The 16,372-nt window shown below is 66.4% G+C and carries 11 protein-coding genes; 7 read left to right on the forward strand and 4 right to left on the reverse strand.

What is annotated here, in order from left to right:
- Position 1 precedes the first annotated feature (1 nt).
- Positions 2–1,018, reverse strand: coding sequence for a magnesium transporter (locus tag KF724_04640; GenBank protein MBX3354968.1), 1,017 nt, complete (start codon positions 1,016–1,018; stop codon positions 2–4).
- A 40-nt stretch (positions 1,019–1,058) separates the two neighbouring features.
- Here KF724_04640 and KF724_04645 point away from each other — a divergent pair, with 40 nt between their 5' ends.
- Complete coding sequence (locus KF724_04645) at positions 1,059–1,586, forward strand: HAD-IIIA family hydrolase (GenBank protein ID MBX3354969.1); 528 nt, start codon at positions 1,059–1,061, stop codon at positions 1,584–1,586.
- Between the two features lie 6 nt (positions 1,587–1,592).
- A complete protein-coding gene (locus tag KF724_04650) occupies positions 1,593–5,144 on the forward strand; it encodes a hypothetical protein (GenBank protein MBX3354970.1) in 3,552 nt (1,183 codons plus the stop codon).
- 46 nt (positions 5,145–5,190) lie between these two features.
- Here KF724_04650 and KF724_04655 read toward each other — a convergent pair whose 3' ends face one another.
- The 3 genes from KF724_04655 to KF724_04665 form a co-directional block, all read right to left on the reverse strand.
- Positions 5,191–5,913 (reverse strand): PEP-CTERM sorting domain-containing protein, encoded by a 723-nt coding sequence (locus KF724_04655; protein ID MBX3354971.1) that lies wholly within the window; start codon positions 5,911–5,913, stop codon positions 5,191–5,193.
- Between the two features lie 167 nt (positions 5,914–6,080).
- Entirely contained in the window at positions 6,081–6,863 is a 783-nt protein-coding gene (locus tag KF724_04660) for a hypothetical protein (protein MBX3354972.1), read from the reverse strand.
- Positions 6,787–8,529, reverse strand: a complete 1,743-nt coding sequence (locus KF724_04665; GenBank protein ID MBX3354973.1) for an FAD-dependent oxidoreductase — start codon at positions 8,527–8,529, stop codon at positions 6,787–6,789. Before KF724_04665 ends, KF724_04660 begins: the two co-directional genes overlap by 77 nt.
- 113 nt (positions 8,530–8,642) lie before the next feature.
- Here KF724_04665 and KF724_04670 point away from each other — a divergent pair, with 113 nt between their 5' ends.
- Genes KF724_04670 through KF724_04690 form a run of 5 tightly spaced genes read left to right on the forward strand, consistent with a single transcriptional unit; the run spans position 8,643 to position 16,343 of the window.
- Entirely contained in the window at positions 8,643–9,950 is a 1,308-nt protein-coding gene (locus tag KF724_04670) for an aldehyde dehydrogenase family protein (GenBank protein MBX3354974.1), read from the forward strand.
- Between the two features lie 10 nt (positions 9,951–9,960).
- Complete coding sequence (crtI, locus tag KF724_04675) at positions 9,961–11,577, forward strand: phytoene desaturase (protein ID MBX3354975.1); 1,617 nt, start codon at positions 9,961–9,963, stop codon at positions 11,575–11,577.
- Positions 11,553–12,350 carry a lysophospholipid acyltransferase family protein gene (locus KF724_04680; protein ID MBX3354976.1) on the forward strand — a complete coding sequence of 266 codons (798 nt, stop codon included), beginning with the start codon at positions 11,553–11,555 and terminating at the stop codon, positions 12,348–12,350. Before crtI ends, KF724_04680 begins: the two co-directional genes overlap by 25 nt.
- Positions 12,347–13,561, forward strand: a complete 1,215-nt coding sequence (locus tag KF724_04685) for a glycosyltransferase (GenBank protein MBX3354977.1) — start codon at positions 12,347–12,349, stop codon at positions 13,559–13,561. The genes KF724_04680 and KF724_04685 overlap by 4 nt, the downstream gene beginning before the upstream one ends.
- Positions 13,554–16,343, forward strand: a complete 2,790-nt coding sequence (locus KF724_04690) for a DUF2339 domain-containing protein (GenBank protein ID MBX3354978.1) — start codon at positions 13,554–13,556, stop codon at positions 16,341–16,343. Before KF724_04685 ends, KF724_04690 begins: the two co-directional genes overlap by 8 nt.
- Positions 16,344–16,372: the final 29 nt, after the last annotated feature.

Here is a 16,372-nt window from a genome sequence, read left to right on the forward strand (position 1 = left end):
TTCAGCTGAGGCGCGGCATCACATCCCAGGAAAGGAACATCGTGGCGAGCGCCAGGTAACCGAGCGTGTTCACCACATCGGCCACAACGAGCGCCACGGGGCCGGCGGCCAGTTTCGGGTCGAGCCGCACCATCCGCAGGACGAGCGGGACAAGCGTGCCCGCCAGCGCCGACGCGATCATGCCGAAGATGGCGCCGCTCGCGAGGATGATCGCCATCGGCACGCGCTGGCTCGGTGGTCCGAAGAGCAGCGCCGCTCCACCGGCGACGACGCCGCAGGCGATGCCGAGAAGACCCGCCGTGCCGAACTCAATACGAAGGCGACGAAGCACAGATCGCCAGATGATCGGCTTCTGATCGACGAGCGGCATCGCGATCGTGTGGGCCTGAATCGCGATGGCTTCGCCGAGGGTCAACACCAGCGGGAAGAAGAAGACGAGGGCGACCACCTCGGTTGTGGTCGCCTCGAAGAGGCTCGCGATCGCCGCGCAACTCAGGCCGCCGACAATGTTGCAGGCGAGCCACGGCATGCGAAGGGCAAAGCCCCGAAGAGCGCCTCCCATGCGCGCCTGTTCCACACTCACACCGATCATCTGGAAGAGATCCTCAGCTTGTCGCTGCTCGGCGAGGTCTGCGGCGCTCTCGCTATAGACTTGCACATCGATCGTGCCGAGCAGGCGACGCTCCTCATCCACCACGGGCAGCGCGAGAAGCCGCTGGTGGGAGAAGATCTCAAACGCTTCCCGCATCGGTCGGTCGTAGCGGATCGAGATCGACTGGTGCACCATCACCGCGCCGACGCGCGCTGTCGGCGAGGAGAAGAGCAGGCGCCGAATGGGCAGGACGCCCACGAGCCGGTCGGCGTCATCGACTACATAGATGTAGAGCACCTGCCCGGTGATCACGCGACTCCGCAGCGACTCGATCGCCTCTCCGATCGTCTGATCTTCGGAGACCGCGGTCTGCATCGCGGTCATCGAATGGACGACGGGCTGGCCAAGATCGATCGGTGACTGCACGGGGCCGGGAGGATACCGCCTGAACCGCTACGATCCCGCCATGAGCGACGCGTCGCGCATCCGTCTCCTCTGCCTTGATGTCGATGGGGTGCTCACCGACGGCGGAATCTCAATCGACGACCAGGGGCACGAGACGAAGCGCTTCCATGTGCACGACGGGGCTGGCTTGCGCCTCTGGCGGAAGCTCGGTCTCGAAGTCGCCGTGATCACCGGGCGCAGCGGCATGGCGCTGCGACATCGTCTCGAGGAACTCGGCATCCGATTGGTCGAGGGTGGCGCGGCAGACAAGGTCTCGGTCTTTCGTCGCATTCTCGGGGAACTCAACCTTGATGCGTCTCAAGCGGCGATGGTTGGCGATGACTTGCCGGATCTGCCCCTGCTGCGCCTCTGCGGCTACCCTGTGTCGGTGCCCGATGCTGCGGCGGAAGTCAGGGAGGTGGCTCGTTACATCACCCGGCGTGCCGGGGGCCACGGCGCCGTGCGCGATGCGATCGAGCATCTTCTTCGGGAGATGGGTCGTTGGCAGGAGGCGCTCGCCCTTCATGACTCGGGCGCGCACGGAGGCTGATTGGCGATGACCGCATCTGAACCCCGCATCTCCTTCATCGCCGCGAAGCCCGGATGGGTCGTGGCGCTGGCGGTGGTGGGTGGCGTGGCGCTGCTTCTTCTTTCGCTGCTCTGGCAGGAGAAGCCCGGGCGCGCCGAGCGCCGCTCACGAATCAGTGATGTCGTCGATGTCGTGACACCGACGCCGATCACCGAGGAGGAGATTCGCAGCGGCGCGGGTCAGGTGCGCCAGGAGCGCGTCGCGCTCGAAGCCGGTGCCTGGATTCAGGTGGCCGACGATCAGGGGCGGCTTCAGCAGCGCTATCGCGCGCAGCGCATCGATCCCGAGCCGGATCGATGGATGCGCATGGAGCAGCCGCTCGCGGTCATGTTCCCCCGCGAAGGTCGCGTCGTCACGATGCGAGCCGATCACGGCCGAGCGCGGGTGCCGAGAACGGCCATTCAGGCCGGCCGCTTGACGGGTGGCGTCGAGATCCGCCTCTATCGATCGCGCGATGGTTCGCCGATTCGCTTCGTTGATGGCAACGCCGACCTGCCGATCGGCGAGCCCGCGATGATCATCCGCACCGACGAGGCGCAGTTTGATGAGGTGCTTGGGGAGATCCGCTGCGACGGGTGGGTCGAAGTCGAGGCCGATGAGGAGCAGGTTGAGGCGGGTGTCCTGCGAAGGAACACCGTGCACTTCAAGGGTGAAGGTCTCTCGCTGGTCTTCGATCCCACAGCGCGAACGGTGGAGCGACTTTCGGTCGAGCGCCCCGTGACGCCGATCCGGATCACGCGCCTTGAGCAGAAGGCTCCGGGGACTTCGGAAGGCGCGCACGCGCCGGAGGCCACCGCGACAACGCCCGCGATCGCAGCGCCCTCGGCCTCAACGCCGTCGGGACCGGCGGAAGTTCCCGCCGTGGTGTCGGCCGCTCCAGCGGCTGGTGCGCCGGCGACGGCCCCGACTGACGCGCCAGCATCGTCATTGTCGGCGCTCGAGTCGGAGCGGGCCATCGCGGCGGTGCCCGGCCCATCGTCCGCCTCCGAAACTCCGGATGAGAGCCGGCCCTATCGCCTGACGCTGCAAGATCGTGTCGTCATCCATCGGGTCGTGAATGGTCGGGAGACCTTCGTTCGCGGCGATCGTCTGACGGCCCTCTTCTCACTCCAGAGCAGTGGACTTCGAGATGCCTTCGCATCGAGCGCTCCGCTCGGCGCACTCGGCGGCATCGAGTGGTGCATCGACCACGAAGAGCCCAGTGAGAACGATGAGGTGATCCCGGGATGGATGGGCGTTCCCTGGCCCGGGCGTCTGGTGCTCCTGACCCTCGCGGCCGAGGCGGAGCCGGTGATGTCGCGCGAGACGATCACGATCGGCTACGAGGGCCGTCTGGTGATGATCCCCGCCGATGAGTCGCGCGAGTTGCTCACGAATTCCGAGGATGTGCTCCTCGTCATCGAGTCATTGGAACGGGGCGGCATGGGCTTCGTCGAGATCGAAGATCTCTCGGCACGGGCGACGGTTCGGTGCGATCGACTCGTCTACCAGGGAGCGACGGAGATCGTCGATCTCGAGGGAAGTACGCGACAGCCGCTCCAGGTCAGAAGCCCGCAACTGGAAATGACTGCGGGGCGAATGCTCTTTGATCGGCGGAACGGGGAGGGCCAGGTTCCCGGTGATGGGCGGCTGCGCCTCGGTGATCGTGACAAGCCTGCGGCGCCGAGAGCGCCCGCATCGCCGCCGGGAGTTCTTCCCCGCGAGGTCGAGATCACATGGCAGGAGAGGCTTGACATCGAACTTGAGGATGAGTCGAAGGGCTCCCGCATCCGCAGCGCGCGCTTCCAGGGCGATGTGAAGGTCGATCACGCTGACTTCGCGCTGGGCTCAAGGAGTCTGCTTGCCCAGTTCGGTCCGGGCCGAGCGGGGCGCGATGACGCCGTGCTCAAGCGCATCGTGGCCGACGGCAACGCAAAGGCGTCGCGCCTGGGCGATCAGGGTTCGCTTGCGGCCACACTCATCGACCTTGAACTTGACGAGGATTCACAGGGCAGGCCGATCCCGACGGTGATGAAGGCGCGGGGTCGTGTGGAGGCGCGCGACAGCACGCAGACGATGTGGAGTCCCGACCTGATGGTCTTCTTCGAGCCGAAGGGTGCCGACTCCGCCGCCACACCGCGCGGAGTCCGAGGCGGTCTCGCGCTTGAAGGCGACATGGGCGATGTTGAAGTGACGCGCGTGCTGGCGGGCACGCTCGAGGAACTCGGACCGCCATTGGATGCATCCGCTGGCGGCGACGCCGGACCGATCGAGCGCGGAGTGCAGGTGCTTCTGCGAGACGGCGCCCGGGTGTTTGCGAAGCGGCTCGATGGCAATGCCCGCGATCGGCGGGTCACCCTCGATGGCCCCGATGTGATGATCGTCCAGCGGAATGTCGTTGCCGACGGCCTCCAGCACCTCGACATCGACGAGGCCAAGGGAATGATCGTCTCCGTTGGCCCCGGCCGATTCCGGCAGTTCCGCGAGCCCGTGGTCGACGAAGCCGTTTCGCCGAGGACACGGCCCGTACCCGCCGAGCGTCCGATGCTCGACGCGTCCTGGTCCGAGGCGATGCGCTTCAATGATCGCGCCCATGGTGGCGGCGGCACGCTCGACCTCGATGGCAGTGTTCGTGTTCGAGCGGAGCGGAGCGCCCGCGAGTACTCGGCGCTCGACGCGCGGACCGTGCAGCTTGACTTCCGCCGTGATGCGAATGCGGCGCCCTCAGGGGCCGAGCCGGCTCCTGCGGGAGAGGGCGAGGCGAAGGAATCCGACGGCCTCCTGAAGTCCGGAACCCGAAGCCTCGAGCGCTTCGTGGCCAAGGGCGATGCGCGTCTCGAGAGCCAGACCTGGGCGACCGACGCTCGACAGGGCACGCCGCGACTCTTCGTTGTCACCGGCGATCATGTCGAGTACCAGACGCTCACTGGTCGGGCTGATGTCATCGGCCCAGGCTCGCTTCTCGTCCACGACACGAACGCCAGGGCGGATGGCGGCGGCGGCGTCGACTTGCGCGGAACGACGCGCTTCAAGTGGACTTCTGCGATGCGGATGGTGCCGCTGAGTCCCGGCTCACAGCAGTTCATCATCACCATGGGTGACTCGGTTGAGATGAAGCACGCGGGGCTCGCGCAGGGCAGCGACATGACGCTCTCCTGTCGCACCCTCGAGGCGACGATCGTTCGACCGGGCTTCGAGCCGGGGGCAGCGCCTGGCTCGGCGACCGGCGCCAAACCTGCGGATGCAGCCACGGGTGCCCTTGCGAAGAGCGCCGACATCGATCTCGGCGGGCCGGCGGAACTGAGGCGCATCGTCGGTCGAGGGCAGGTGATGATCACGGCGCCCGATGCGAACATCGAGTGCGAGGAGTTCGACTACGACCTCGCGACGCAGATCGCCCAGATGCGGGCCCGCGACGGACGATTGGTCACGGTGCTTCAGCGCGGTTCGGCCACGCCCGTTCGAGCGGCAAGTGTCATTTGGGATCGTGCGACGGGGCGCATGACCGTGCAGTCAGGCGGCGGCGGCGTCGGCCGTTGAAGCGCCGCCGTTCACCCACGAAGCCATCTCGCCGAGGGGGCGGATCTCATCGCCGCCGGCGCGTGACGGTCAGGCCCGCCGCCAGTGCGAGGAGCGCCAGCGCACCAGGCGCAGGGATGGTCTGAGTGTCGATCATCCCGGTGCCATCGGTGCCGAAAAGCAGACGCACATTGCCGATCTGCATTTCGTTCAGGCCCGAGGCTCCGCTGAAGGTGAGCACGAGCGAGTTCTGGATGAACGGGAACTGCGCGCCGCCGAAGGGCACCGAGGTGCCATCGAAGGTGTTGTTCGCGACGATGCCGTAGTTGGGGCTCGAGTTGCCGAGGGTGATCGAGCCGCCATGGAACGCGCCGGCGAATCCGGTGGTCGCCGCGCCATATCCGGCAAGCGGCTGGGAGCCGAGCACGCTGGTCCATGAACCCGCGAGAGCGCCGGTCGTGTTCGAGGCGGTCTTGCTCGTCCAGATCTCGCTGCCGGGAGCCAATGCAATGCCGCTGAGCACGAGATTCGGACCGCCATTGACGACATCAAAGACGACACCGGTCAGCGCGTTGCCCTGGGCGGTGGTCCGATTCGAGGTCGTATTCGTCAGCACCACGATGAGCGAGCTGCCGCTCACCGAGAAGCTCGCCGTTCCCGAGGCGTTGGAGCTGACCTCCGGGTTCCAGCCCGAACCGGTGAAGAGCACATCGGCGCTGGTGCTCGAGGTGACACCTGTGACGATGAGCGCGGCAAAGGGGAGGGCGATCTTGAGCGTGAAGCGTGGCATGGTGTCCTTCGGGAGAAGGGTTCGAACAGGTGGCGTCCGCCGAACGAACGGCTGCCACCTCAACCATGCGAAACGGCGGGTTCTGTGAGAAGTCCTGGTCGCGTTCAGGGGCCGCCCTGAGCCGAGAGCGCGGTCCATGCCGTCAAAGACGGTGCGATAACGCGGGTTCAGAGGCGAGAGCGAATCGCCCAGAGATCGGGAAAGAAGGGACGGAAGAGCGTGCTTCGAAGGTACTCCGCGCCGGCGGATCCGCCCGTTCCCATCTTGAAGCCGATGGTCCGCTCGACCATCTTCACATGGCGATATCGCCACTCCTGCACGCCCTCGTCGAAGTCGACGAGCAGTTCACAGAGTGTCGTCTCGGGGCGCTGGGCGCGGTAGAGGCCGATCAGCACCTCCTGAATGGCGCTGCTCTCAATCGGCGGAAGCGTCACATCGCGCGTGAGTGCGTCCGCCGGCACCGCATGTCCAGCCTTCGCGAGAAAGCGAAGGAAGGCGTCCCAGATGGTCGGCGCCGCGAGGCGCTGCGCGAGAGCGGCCCGCTCCTCGCTGCCCTCTGGATAGCGATCGAGGGCCTTCGGGTTCTTCTGGCCGAATGCAAACTCGAAGGCGCGAAACTGCCAGCTCTGGAAGCCGCTCGCGCTCGAGAGGAAGCTCCGGAAGGAGAGGAAGTCGACCGGCGACATTGTTTCGAGCACATCAATCTGTGCCACCATCGTCTTCAGGATGGTGAGCATCCGGCGAAGGGTGCGACTGGCGCGCGGCAGGTCGCCGGCCGTCAGCAGCTTGGCGAGCCGGTCGGCCTCGTGAAGCTGCTGTTTGAACCAGAGCTCATAGACCTGATGGATGATGATGAAGAGCGTCTCGTCGTGTTCAACCGGCGTCGACACCGGGGACTGAAGCGACAGGAGCTCCGGAATCCGCAGATAGCTTCCGTAGGTGTGCGTCACGCGGCCGAGCGTAACGCACCGACGGTGCGCCTTCATCCATCGGGTGTCGAAGCCCCGCCTCCTCGCAGAGCAGACGGGTCGTGGTGGTGCTCGACAGGAAGATGACCGGCAGTCCGCTTCCAGGGTGCGTACCGCCGCCGACGAGCCAGAGCCCCTCGAAGGTGGGGAGCTTGTGCTGCGGCCGTCGGTGCAGCATCTGGCTGAAGCCATGGGCGAGATTGAAGGTCGCACCATGATTGATGCGCTCAGACTGCCAGTCGAGTGGCGTGGCCATGCGCTCCTGTCGAATTCGACCCCTCACTCCGCGCAGGCCGAAGACCCGGTCAAGCTGATCGAGCACGCGCTCTCGGAAGCGGGGCGCCTCGGCGGTCCAGTTGATCTTGCAGTGCCCCGGTGCCGCGTTCGGTACGGGCACGAGCACATAGAGCGCCGCGTCTCCCGGCGGCGCGAGAGTCGGGTCACTTCTCGATGGGTTGCAGCAGTACATCGAGGGGTCATCGCTCAGCACGCCTCGCTTCGAGATGTCAGCGAGATTCTCCTCGTAGCTCGGGCTCGTGAAGATGGTGTGGTGGGGCAGATCCACCTCACCGTGCAGACCGAGGTAGAGCATGAAGGTCGAGCAGGACGCGGGCCGCGCGTCGATCTCGGCGTCACCTTCAATTCCGGCGGGATGGGCCAGCCCGAGCGGGCCCGCGAGCGGACCAAGCCATCGCTCGGCGCGGCGGCGGCCTGCTTCCGGAGCCGTTCGCAGCGCCTCGGGGACCAGATTCTTGAGCGCCCACGCGGCATCGGCATTCACAACCACATGATCGTGACGCCGCGCCTCGCCGTGCACCACCACGCCGACGGCTCGGCGGCCTTCGAAGAGGATCCGCTCGACCGGCGACGCCGTTTCGATGGCCACCCCCATCGAGCGGCAGTGCTCCGCCATGGCACTGAAGAGCGCATTGCATCCGCCCTTCGGATGCCAGACCCCGTACTCGTACTCGATGAACGGCAGGATCGTGAAGAGCTCGGGACACTCGTAAGGACTCATGCCCAGGTACTTGGTCTGGAACGAAAGTGCGAGGCGAACCTGCGGATGAGTGAAGCGCCGTTCGAGCTCCTGCGCCACGCTTCGCCACGGTCGCAATGACGACCCGGCGCGCAGGCCGTCGAACGACATGAGGTCCGCGAGCGAGCGCACCGGGCTTCGCAGCACGGGCGTCAATCGCTCGAGCTTGCGACGGTTGTCTCGAATGAAGCGATCGAACGCAGGACCATCGGAGGCGCTGATCGCCTCGATACGCGTGCGCATCGCCGCGATGTCCTGCGTCGTGTCGAGCTCGATCGGCGCCGCGCCGGGCCGTCCCAGCACCAAGCGGTACATGGGATCGAGACGCACGAGCTCCGCCAGATCGCTCATGGTCGTGCCGCAGGCGCCGAGGATCTCCTCGAGCACCCAGGGCATCATGAAGAAGGTCGGACCGCAGTCGAAGCCGTATGGCCCCAACTCAATCCGACGGCTCCGGCCGCCGACCACGGGCTGAGCTTCGTAGATGGTCACTCGGGCGCCCGCAGCGGCAAGCTGCATGGCGGCCGCGATTCCCCCCGGACCGGCCCCGACCACCGCAATTGACTGGGCCGATGGTGGTTGACCGAGAGCAGTGGGGCTGGATTGACGCATTCCGCTGGATCGTTTCGGCCGGGCCCTCCGGGTGGATGCGACGCGGCAGGGAAGCAGTGTAAGTTGAGTGCATGCTCTCGGAGGCGAGTCGACGAGCGTGGATTGACAGCTTCATGCGACGAGTCATCGCGCGCGAGTCGGAGTTCGCGAGCGCCGTCTCGGACGAACTCGATCGGTCGCCATGGGAGACCTTCACCGAGGAGATCGAGCCTTTGATGGCTTCCTGCCGCTGGCATCGGCGGCGGGGCCTCGCGCTCCTTCGACCTCGACGCCTGCCGGGCCGCGCGTGGTGGCAGTTCGGGCAGCGACACTGGAAGCACCGAGTTCCGCGTGGGCAAGTGGCCATCATTGCCACATGGAACTACCCGGTTCAGCTCCTTGGCATCCAACTTGTGCAGGCCATCACCGCGGGAAACCGCGTTGTCGTCAAACCGTCGGAGTACGCCCCGCGAACACAGGGACTTCTGCTTGAGTGCGCGAAGGCCGCGGCGGACGACGCGCACTTTCCGCCTGAGTGGATCACCTCGGTCGAGGCCACGCGCGAAGCCGGGCGCCGACTTCTCGAAGACGAGCGCTTCGACTTCGTGGTTTTCACGGGCTCGACCGAGGTGGGGCGACTCGTCGCAGCGCGCTGCGCCCACTTACTCACCCCCTCGGCGCTTGAACTCTCGGGGCGCGACTCGGCGATCGTTCTGGCCGACGCAGATCTTGCGCTCGCGGCCAGGTCGATCTGGCATGCCCTGACCATGAACGGCGGCCAGACCTGCATGGCGCCGCGGAGAGTCCTCGTGGAGGAAGGCGCCTATCGCGCCTTCCTCTCAGCCCTGGCACCGCTCGCTGCCGGAGCACGGCCGCGCAGGCTCATTTCCGCCGAGTCGGCGCAGCGCTGCCATGCCCTGGTGCAGGAGGCAATCGGGCAAGGGGCTCGGAGTGTCACCGGCTGGGTGGCGTGCCCGGAGGGGCCCGAAGGGCGCTCGCTCAGGCCCATGGCGATCGTTGACTGCCCGACAGAAGGCGGGCTCTTCGAGGGTCGCCACTTCGGGCCGGTGATGGCCGTGACTCCGGTGGCAAGTGTTGATGAGGCACTGGCCCTTGATGCGCGAGGCACCCAGAAACTCGCGACAAGCCTCTTCACCGGATCTCCGACAGTTTGGCGGAGATCACGGCGCATTGCGGACATGAAGGTCGGGATCATCACCATCAACGATGCGGTCATTCCCACCGGACATCCGGCGGCGTCCATCGGCGGAGTCGGCGAGAGCGGCTGGTCGCTGACCCGCGGTGAAGGGGGCTTGCAGGAACTCACGCGCGAGGTCATTCTCTCCACCTCGGCGAGGCGGGTGCGGGTCCCGCTTGAGCCGCCTGGTGCATCGGGAGAGCGATTCCTGCGAAAAGTGGCCCGATGGCTTGCAGGAACCTAAGGAGTGACGCATGAGTTCCCATGTGGTTGTCGTGGGAGGAGGTCTTGCCGGACTTGCCGCCGCCGTCGAGTTGCGCTCGAGGGGGGCTCGCGTCACGGTCGTGGAGCGAAACGCGCACCTCGGCGGCAAGATGAATGTCCTCTCTGAGAAGGGCTTCACCTTTGACATGGGGCCGACGATCCTCACGATGCCGCAGGTGATCAGAGGGATCATTGAGCGAACCGGGCGGCGGCCGGAGGACTACCTCGAGCTCATCAGGCTCGATCCGCAGTGGCGTTGCTTCTACGACGATGGGGTCCGGCTCGATCTCTTTGAGAATCTGGATCGCATGGCCAGCGAGATCGAGCGCGTCACCAATGCGGCAGGCGAAGGTGAGCGCTATCGGCGCTTCATCGAGTACAGCCGACGCATGTACCGCTTGAGCGAGAAGGTCTTCTTCTACAAGGACCTGGGGGGCATGCTGGACCTCATTCGACGGCCTCCGCCGCGCGATCCCGAGGTCCTGCGCGATGTCATGGCCATGCGTCTTCACAGCACCGTGGCCGGCACGGTCCACGGCTATCTGCGCGAGCCCCATCTCCGACAGATGGTCGAACACTTCCTCCAGTATGTCGGCTCCAGCCCCTTCCTCGCCCCCGCCATCCTCACGCTCATCGCCTCGGCGCAGGTTGATCATGGCTGCTGGTACAGCATGGGCGGCACGCGTGCGATCGCGAAGTCGCTCGAACGCATCCTCCGCGAGGAGTCGGTCGAGATCATCACGGGTGTGGGTGTGGAGCGCCTGTTGACCGAGGGAAGCCGCGCTCGCGGTGTGCAGCTTGAGAGTGGTCGGACAATCTTCGCCGATGCCGTCGTGAGCAACTGTGACATCCAGAGGACCTATCGAGATCTCGTCGGAGACAGCCGCTCAACGGCGGAGCAGAAGCGCATCGCGCGCCGCTACACACCCGCGTGCAGCGGCGTGGTTCTCTACCTCGGCTTGTCGCGTCGCTACGACCACCTGCTGCACCACAACTTCATCTTCAGCAAGGACAGTCATCAGGAGTTCGATGACATCTACTCCCGAGGCATCCCCGCGCGGGATCCTTCGCTCTATGTCTGTGCTCCGAGTCGAAGTGACCCCGCGCAAGCTCCCGAGGGCTGCGAAGCGCTCTACATCCTGATCCACACGCCGTTCCTTCGGCGCGGTCAGCAGTGGGAGGGGCCCGGTGGCATGCTCGAGGGCTATCGACCGATCATCATCGACAAGCTGAAGCGCCATGGCATGGAGGACATCGAGCGGTTCATCACGGTTGAGCGTTCGCTGACCCCGGCGTCGATCGAGCGCCTCTACAACGCCGAGGGCGGTGCGATCTACGGGCTCGCGTCGCACGGTCGCCTGCACGGCGGCTTCAAGCCATCGAATCGAAGCCGAGTCTGGCGCGGCCTCTACCTCTGCGGCGGCAGCGCGAATCCGGGGCCTGGTGTTCCGATGGTCCTGATGAGCGGAGTCACCGCGGCCAACGCGCTCTGCGAAGACTTCGGCTGTGGTGATCGAGTGAAGCCTTCGGGCCACGCCGCCGTTCAGGCCGCAGAGAGCGCCCATGCGGTATCGTCCGAGTCATGGACGAGCATTCCGGCGAACTGATCCGCGGACGGTTCGAGCCGCGCGTCGGGGCGGTCTTCGTCTGGCTCGCTCAGCGCATGCTGCGAAAGGCCTTTGCGGCGGTCCGGCTGGAAGCGTCGTCGCGTGCGGAGTTCGAGTCGCTGCGGGGGCACCACGGGCCGGTGATCGTCCTCATCAACCATCCATCGTGGTGGGATCCGATGGTCCTCACGTTCCTGTGGGGGCTCTTCCTTCGTCCGCGCGTGCCGATGGCGCCGATGGATGCGCGCGAACTTCGTCGCTTCCGAATCTTCACACGGATCGGAGTTTTCGGGCTTGATCCCGACAATCCGCACAGCGTGCGCCTGCTGATGGCGGAGAGTGAGCGCATCTGGTCGAAGGAAGCGCAGGCCGTCCTGATGATCACTCCGCAGGGACACTTCACCGATCCGCGCCAGCCGATCGAACTGAGGCCGGGAGCAGCGTTGGTTGCAGCGCGACGGCCGCGAGTGGCCGTCCTGGCGGTCGCCGTCGAGTATCCCTTCTGGAGTTCCAAGAAGCCCGAGGTGCTTCTGCGGGCTCGCCGCGTACCGAATCCGGGGGAGTCCTCACCGCGAAAGTGGCTTGAGTCGATGAGTCAGACGATGGCCGACAATGGTGCCGCGCTCGCCTCACTGACGATGGCGAGATCGGCGAGACCCTTCGAGACGCTCATCGATGGAGAGCGACCTCGGGGGCCATACGCCCTCTGGCTTCGGCTCACCGGACGAGGGAGTGAGATTGACTCGCATGAAAGGCGGGGGGGATCGTCGTGACCGTGTGGCTCATTCTGCTGATCATTGCGGTCGCCATCACGGCGTTCAGCGCCGTGATGGTGGTCATCAATCTCTCTGTCTTTCCAGCGGTCGGCCCCCGCGCGGTGCCGCCAGCGGCTGAGCCGCAATCGGCTGGCGATGTCGACCCGCATGAGCCGCTGGTCTCGATCTGCATTCCAGCGAGGAACGAGGCCGAGAATATCGAGGCGTGCGTTCGAGGGCTGCTTGCTCAACGCGGCGCTTCAGTCGAGTTGCTCATCTACGACGATGGCTCGACTGATGGAACAGGAGAGATCGCGGCTCGTCTCGCCGCCGAAGACGCGCGTGTGCGCCTGGTCAACACCGTTCCCTTGCCCGCGGGCTGGAATGGCAAGCAGCATGGCTGCCAGCGGATGGGCGAAGCGGCGCGTGGATCGTGGCTGCTCTTCACTGACGCTGATGTGCGATTCGAGCCCGACGCCGTGGCGGTCGCCCTCTCAGAAGCCTCGCGGCTCCGCGCCGACCTTGTCTCGACCTTTCCGCGCCAGATCACGGGCTCGCTCGTTGAGCGACTCGTCGTGCCGTTCATTCATTTCATTCTCCTCAGCTACCTGCCATTTCCATTCATGCGCTCGAATCCATCGCCGAGCGCGAGCGCCGGGTGCGGGCAGTTTCTCCTTGTTCGGCGCGAGTGGTGGAGCCGATCCGGCGGTCATGCCGCGTTCCGCGCTTCGATGCACGATGGCATTCGCCTTCCGCGCTCGGTGCGGGCCGCCGGTGGGCGCAGTGATCTCTTTGATGGCACATCGCTTGTGTCCTGCCGCATGTACCGCGATGCGTCGACCTGTTGGCGCGGCTTCGCCAAGAACGCCTATGAGGGGCTTGGCTCCTTCACCGTGCTCTGCGTCTTCACGCTTCTGCATCTGCTCGGTCATGTCCTTCCATGGATCTGGCTGATCGTGGCGCTGGTCACGGGCCACTGGCAGGCGCCCGAGATGGCGCTGGCCCTGACGGCGATCGGATTAGCCCTTGGAAGTCGGCTGCTTCTGGCGAGGCGATTCCGGCAGTCATTGGTCGGGGTGGTGCTCCATCCTGTGGGCCTGCTCCTCGTCACGGCGATTCAGTGGCACAGCTTCAAGCTTCATCGCTCAGGGCGCCGCGAATGGCGCGGCCGAGTGAGCGGGAGTTTGCAGCAGGACCCGGCCTCTGGCATGCTCTCAGGGCATGGATGAACGCTCCATCGAGGAGGCGCTCCGGAAGCTCGAGGCACGACTCGAGCGGTTGGAGCAGCGCCTCGGTGACGCTCGCGGGGACCATCATGCACCGCCACCACCGCCGCCGCCGCTCACTGGGCCCGCGCCTTTGCTGGCTGAGCACGAGCCGCCAAGCGCGCCCGCGCAGCCTCCTCTTGCGGCCGTCGCGCCGCCGCTTGCTTCGGTTGCGCCATCGCAGTCGGGCCACGCGCCGCCGCTTGCTTCGGTTGCGCCATCGCAGTCGGGCCACGCGCCGCCACTTGCGTCGGTTGCGCCATCACAGTCGGGCCACGCGCCGCCACTTGCGTCGGCAATACCGCTCGTGGCAGCGCAGCTCGGCGTTCGACAGGACCCCGCCGTCGAGGCGCGTCGAGCACGCGGTGGGCCCGAGCTTTCCGAACAGCTGGTCGGCGGTCGACTGGCCGCGTGGATCGGCGCGCTGCTGGTCATGCTCGCGGCGGGCGTCTTCGTGAAGTACGCCTATGACCAGGGCTGGCTCCAGCGCCTGGGTGGCCTCGGGCGTTTCTCCGCGGCGACAGCGGGGGCGCTGCTGCTGATCGGGCTCGGTGAGTTTGCTCGTCATCGCTGGGGGCGCGCGGCTGCGGCCGGTCTCTTCGCGGCTGGCGTCGGGTCGCTCTTCGTCATTGTCGCCGCGGGGACACAGCCCAATGTCATGAAGGTCTATGGACCCGGCGGGGCGGCGCTCAATGCCCTGCTCGCCTGCGCCCTCGGAGTGATCGTCTCGCGGCGATCAGGATTGCAATCGGTCGGTGTCGTCAGCATCCTCGGCGCCTATCTCGTTCCGCTGGCGGCGGGCATTCTCCGGATGGAGCACACGGTCACGGCGCCGGCGTATCTGGTGGCCGTGCTGGCGATGTCCCTTGTCCTCGCCCATGCAGGTCCGGGTGGCCGGGCGCTTCGGGCGTTGACCCTTGTCCTGCACGGAACACTCTCCGTCCTCCTGCTGTGGCGAGGGTGGACACCATCCCTCACAGCGGAGCTCTTTGTGGTGCTCTCATGGGGGCTCTTCCTTGCAGCGACGGTGGCTGCAACCGTGACCGAAGAGCGGAGGCAGATCGACACCGGGGAGCTTGCGGACGCTCATCCTCGCGACGAAGCGGACGCGACACGGGGAGAGGCGACGCGCGTCGGTCGCGCGATGGACTCGATCAGCAGTGACGGCGTCGTCATCACGGTCGCCACCCTCTTCGCCGTCGGGGCGTCCTTCTTCTTCGCAGGGGCGTGGTCGGGGTGGCGCGATCTGTGGGCATGGCTGCCCCTGGGGCAGGCGGTCCTGACGCTGGCCACGGCGGCTCAGCTCAGCGCGATGAGCGTGCGACCGGCGCAGGCACCGACGGCAGCGCTGTCGTCGCTTCTCAGGATTCTCGGAGTGGCGCTTGTCGGTGTGGCGTTGGCGCTTCTCATGTCGGCGGAAGCCGCGAGCTTCGCGTGGGCGATCATGGGCGCGGCCACGGTGATCATTGCGGCTCGGACGGGCTCGAGGGTGCTCGTCGTCCTCGGTGCGCTTGCGCTCCTTCCCGCCGCTGCGGTCGCCTCGTGGCTCGCTGTGGCCAGCCGGTACTTGGGCTTCGGCACGCTGTTCGTCGAGTGGTCACTCCCGGGGTTTCGCAATGCTTCGATCATCCTCGCGCCCAAGTGGTGGGTTCCGTGTGTCGTGACGGTGGCGGCCATGGTGGCGTTTACGGCGCTTCGGGGCGTGAGCAACCCAGCGCTTCGGGCCATCCCGGCGCTCGCGGCATTTCTCGCCTGGGGCGCTTTCGCCCTCGCCATCGATGGCGGTGGCTCGGGCCTCGTCGTGGCGGTCATGCTGCCCGCGGTGTGCATGATCATCGCTCGCCTCCACGGCGATCGCGGTGCGCGACGAGTGGCGGAAGCAGGGGCGATGCTCGTGGTCGGAGCCGTCGTCATGGTGGCGATTGCGGCGGTTCTGGACGCGTCGGGTTCCTCGTCGCTTCGGTCGCTCGCGCTCCTTCTCGCGCTGGGTGTCGTCGCCTCTGGAGCCGATCGTTGGAGCGCGCGGCCGCTCATTCTCGTGCTTGTTCCGTTGCTGAGCATGGCGCTCATCGAATCGTTGGTGCCGATGCGAGGCAGGAGTGGGATGGATTCGGCGATGGAATTGGCAGTAGTCGCCGCACTCGCGGGGCTCGCCGCCTGTGCGGGTCAGGTGGTGCTGCGGCCCGGCTTCTCATCGCACCTGTCGCGCGGTGCGGCGCTCTGGGCCGCGGTGGCGTGGCTCTGGAGCGGTCTCGTGATGGCCCCGCGCGGTGCCGTGATCGGAGATGTGCCCATGGCCAACTCCATGAATGCCACGGCGGCGCTCGTGCTCGCCGCGCTCGGCGTAGCGCTCTGGCGTCGACGCGATGCGGTCATGGCGCTGGCCTTCATGGCGGTCGTTCTGGTGGCAGGTTCATGGGATCTCGCTCGGCTTGTGCCGCACTTTGCGCCTGACCTCGAGAGCGTGGCCACCTTGCGGCAGGCGTCGATCAGCGCCTTCTGGGCGAGCCTTGCGGTGGTGACGGTCATCGTCGGCTTCTCGTGGCGGCTGGTGGCGCTGCGTTGGGCGGCGCTGCTGCTTCTCGCCGTGACCGCATGCAAGGTGCTGCTGATTGACATGCAGCATGCGGCCACGCTCGCTCGTGTGGGCGCGCTGCTGGTGGTCGGGCTCCTGATGGTGGGAACGAGCATCGTCTATGCAAGGGCCGAGCGCCGATTCCGGCAGGGTGAGCCGCAGCGGACATGAACCGGCGTCGGGCATCCAAGGGAGAGAGT

The organism is Phycisphaeraceae bacterium (assembly GCA_019636735.1).
GTDB lineage: Bacteria > Planctomycetota > Phycisphaerae > Phycisphaerales > SM1A02 > VGXK01.

Bases quoted from the DNA above. Each gene is read 5' to 3' on its own strand.
- KF724_04680 (MBX3354976.1), top strand. From the start codon at position 11,553: ATGGACGAGCATTCCGGCGAACTGATCCGCGGACGGTTCGAGCCGCGC.
- KF724_04655 (MBX3354971.1), bottom strand. From the start codon at position 5,913: ATGCCACGCTTCACGCTCAAGATCGCCCTCCCCTTTGCCGCGCTCATC.
- KF724_04645 (MBX3354969.1), top strand. From the start codon at position 1,059: ATGAGCGACGCGTCGCGCATCCGTCTCCTCTGCCTTGATGTCGATGGG.
- crtI (MBX3354975.1), top strand. From the start codon at position 9,961: ATGAGTTCCCATGTGGTTGTCGTGGGAGGAGGTCTTGCCGGACTTGCC.
- KF724_04665 (MBX3354973.1), bottom strand. From the start codon at position 8,529: ATGCGTCAATCCAGCCCCACTGCTCTCGGTCAACCACCATCGGCCCAG.
- KF724_04650 (MBX3354970.1), top strand. From the start codon at position 1,593: ATGACCGCATCTGAACCCCGCATCTCCTTCATCGCCGCGAAGCCCGGA.
- KF724_04690 (MBX3354978.1), top strand. From the start codon at position 13,554: ATGGATGAACGCTCCATCGAGGAGGCGCTCCGGAAGCTCGAGGCACGA.
- KF724_04670 (MBX3354974.1), top strand. From the start codon at position 8,643: ATGCGACGAGTCATCGCGCGCGAGTCGGAGTTCGCGAGCGCCGTCTCG.